The organism is Pseudomonas sp. FSL R10-0399 (genome assembly GCF_009600165.1).
GTDB lineage: Bacteria > Pseudomonadota > Gammaproteobacteria > Pseudomonadales > Pseudomonadaceae > Aquipseudomonas > Aquipseudomonas helleri.
Genome location: NZ_WIWK01000220.1, coordinates 1 through 2,590 on the forward strand (window position 1 = coordinate 1; position 2,590 = coordinate 2,590).

3 protein-coding genes are annotated in these 2,590 nt (G+C 61.8%); all 3 read right to left on the bottom strand.

Features of this window, described 5'->3' with window-relative positions; all coding sequences use genetic code 11:
- Positions 1 to 66: 66 nt before the first annotated feature.
- Positions 67 to 837, bottom strand: a complete 771-nt coding sequence (fliH, locus tag GHO41_RS28915; protein ID WP_048371423.1) for a flagellar assembly protein FliH — start codon at positions 835 to 837, stop codon at positions 67 to 69.
- Entirely contained in the window at positions 838 to 1,860 is a 1,023-nt protein-coding gene (fliG, locus tag GHO41_RS28920; RefSeq protein WP_048371424.1) for a flagellar motor switch protein FliG, read from the bottom strand.
- Positions 1,853 to 2,590: flagellar M-ring protein FliF C-terminal domain-containing protein (locus GHO41_RS28925; RefSeq protein WP_305977959.1), on the bottom strand; the 738-nt coding region annotated here is incomplete at its 5' end. The genes fliG and GHO41_RS28925, both read right to left, overlap by 8 nt.

Genomic DNA, 2,590 nt, shown 5'->3' on the forward strand with positions numbered 1-2,590 from the left:
GCCGGCTGGGCCGGTAAAGCCACCGCCGGGGCGTAGCCGCTCAGGCGCTTGGCGAAGCTGGTGCGCTTAAGGCGCATGGGGTTGGTCCAGGTCGACGTCGATGTCCGGCGCGGCCGGGTGCAGCGACTGCTCGTGCAGTTGATCAAACAGTTGGCTCATCGCCAGTTTGATCCGCGTTTCGATGCTGGCGTCGATGCGGCTGTGTTCGGTCTCGATGCGGCAGCCGCCCGGTTGCAGGCTGTCGTCTTCGACAATTTTCCAGCGTTCGTCATGACGCTCGCGCAGGGCCTTGATCTGGTCAAAGTCTTGCGGGTTGATAAACAGACGGATGTTGTCGGCGCCCATCGGCAGCAGTTTCAAGCCGTCGCGCAGCACTTGCTCGATGTGGCTTGAGTCGGTTTTGAGTTCGCGCTGGATCACCAGCCGGGTCATGTGCTCGACCAGCCCGACCATGGCTTTTTCAAGCTGCTGGTCCTGCTCGGCCAACGGCGCCAGCAGGCTGCCCATCAAGCGTTCCAGGCTGGCGACCTTGGCATTCAAGGCCACTTCGGCTTCCTGGCGTACTTTGAGCTGAGTGCTGTGAAACCCTTCTTTTTCGCCGGTGGCAAAGCCTTCGTTCCAGGCTTCCTGGCGGATGCTTTCGAGTTCTTCGAGGGTCAGCGGCTGGACTTCTTCGAGCGGCACTTCTTCGCTGTCGGCGGGCAGTTCTTCAACCGGTTCCGGCTCGGGTGCTTCGGGCTCTTCCTGCCAGGGGTCAAAACTGGGCAGCCCCCATACGTCGAACGCACCGACATCCTTGGCACGAATTACATCCCCGGGTGACTCGCCGTTGCTCACTTAGATCATCTCTTCGCCGCCCTTCCCGCCGAGAACGATTTCTCCGGCTTCGGCCATACGGCGGGCAATGGTGAGGATTTCTTTTTGCGCGGTTTCGACATCGCTGACGCGCACCGGGCCTTTGGCTTCCAGGTCGTCGCGCAGCAGCTCGGCCGCGCGCTTGGACATGTTCTTGAAGATTTTGTCCTGAACGTTGTCGTCCGAACCCTTGAGCGCCAGCACCAACACGTCCGAAGACACTTCGCGCAGCAGCGCCTGAATGCCGCGATCGTCAACATCGGCTAGGTTGTTGAAGACGAACATCAGGTCTTCGATCTGCCCGGACAGGTCTTCGTCGATGTCGCGAATCGAGTCCATCAACTGCGCTTCCATCGAGCTGTCGAGGAAGTTCATGATGTCGGCGGCCCGCTTGATCCCGCCCAGCGAAGTACGCGCCGCGTTGGAGTTACCGGCGAACTGCTTCTCGAGGATCTGGTTGAGCTCTTTCAACGCCGCCGGTTGCACGGTGTTGAGCGAGGACACGCGCAGAATGATGTCCAGCCGCGCCTTCTGATCGAAATGGCCGAGCACTTCGCCCGCCTGATCGGGGTCGAGGTAGGCCACCACGATGGCCTGGATTTGCGGGTGTTCGAAGCGGATCACGTCGGCCACGGCGCGCGGCTCCATCCACTTCAGGCTGTCGAGGCCGCTGGTGTTGCCGCCCAGCAGAATACGGTCGATCAGGCCATTGGCCTTGTCTTCGCCGAGGGCCGAGGTGAGCATTTTGCGGATGTAGCTGTCAGAGCCGACGCCGAGGCTGGTCTGATCGCCGACGATTTCGACGAACTCACTCATTACCTGCTCGACTTGCTCTCGGTGCACGTTGCGCATCTGCGCCATCGCCACACCCACGCGCTGCACTTCTTTGGGCCCCATGTGCCGCAATACTTGCGCGGCATCGGCTTCGCCCAGCGACAGCAGCAAAATCGCTGCCTTGTCGACCCGGGTCAGCTTGGCATTGGCGGCAGCTCGGTTATCACTCATCGGCGTTGATCCACTCTTTGACGACCTGGGCCACGCGGCCCGGGTCTTCGGCTACCAGACTCTTGATGGCATTCAGTTGTGCGTCATAGCCTTCGCTCGGGCTCGGCAACATGATGCTTTGTGGCCCGCCCAGGCTCACGCGGTCGTTGGCCAGCTCACCGTCCAGACCGCCCATGCCGGCCATTTCGGCATCGCTGCCAATACCCGCCACCTGCTTGTTGCGGCCATTGCCGGTGATGTTGTTGAGCACCGGGCGCAGCACGCCAAACACCAGCACCAGAATGAACAGCACGCCCAGCACTTGCTTGACCACATCCCAGAACCAGGGCTGCGAGTAGAACGGAATATCGGCAATCACTTCGCCACGCTCGGAGGAGAACGGCACGTTGATCACGCTCACACTGTCACCGCGGCTGGCATCAAAGCCCACGGCGTCCTGCACCAGGCGGGTGAAGCGCGCCAATTGATCGGCGCTCCACGGAGTGCGGGTGACTTCGCCGTTGGCCGGGTTGACGATGGCCTGATCATCGATGACCACGGCCACCGACAGGCGATTGACTTTGCCCTGCTGCTGTTTGGTGTGGCTGATGGAGCGGTCGAGCTCAAAGTTGCGGGTCGACTGCGAGCGTTTGTCGGCCGGGTACGGCGCCAGCATCGGTTGGCCGGTGGCCGGGTCCATGATTTGCTGGCCGTTGGCATCGAGCAGCGGCTGGCCCGGTTGCACCATGCC

Excerpts from the sequence above, each read along its gene's own strand:
- fliG (WP_048371424.1), bottom strand. The coding sequence starts at position 1,860 with ATGAGTGATAACCGAGCTGCCGCCAATGCCAAGCTGACCCGGGTCGAC.